Raw genomic sequence first — 524 nt, 5'->3', positions numbered from 1 at the left:
TATTCAGGCAGTCGTTGGTCTGCAGAAACTCAACGAAGAACATGCGGAACGCCGCCTCACTTTTGATAGGATCAAGAAAACAGGAATGGTTTCTGGATGACTTCAATGAGCTGTATCGGCAACTGTTCAACCCGCAGCTGTATCTACTGGCCATCGGGCGTCTGTACTCCAACAAGGGGGCCATGACACCTGGGGTCGACGGGGAAACTGTGGACGGCACGTCGCTGGGCAAGGTCGGGCGCATCATTGATGCGTTGCGCCACGAGCGCTACCGGTTCCAGCCGGTGAAGCGGGTCTATATCCCGAAAAAGAACGGGAAAAGGAGACCGCTCGGCTTGCCGTCCTGGTCGGACAAGATTGTCGGCGAAGTGGTCCGCCTCCTCCTGGAGGCGTACTACGAGCCGACGTTCTCCTACCGTTCCCACGGTTTCCGTCCCCGCCGGGGGTGCCACACCGCACTCAGCAAGGTAGAACATTACTGGACGGGGACGACTTGGTTCGTCGAAGGTGACATCGCCCAGTGC

1 protein-coding gene is annotated in these 524 nt (G+C 58.2%); it reads left to right on the top strand.

All coding sequences use genetic code 11. The features are described from left to right. Window positions 1-41 precede the first annotated feature (41 nt). Window positions 42-524 (top strand): reverse transcriptase domain-containing protein (locus U9979_RS10045; protein WP_322779151.1); only part of this gene is annotated, 483 nt, incomplete at its 3' end.

The organism is Protofrankia sp. Cas4 (assembly GCF_963555915.1).
Classification (GTDB): Bacteria; Actinomycetota; Actinomycetes; order Frankiales; family Frankiaceae; genus Protofrankia.
Note: the sequence above shows the minus strand (reverse complement) of the source record. Positions and strands in the feature narration are given on the sequence as shown.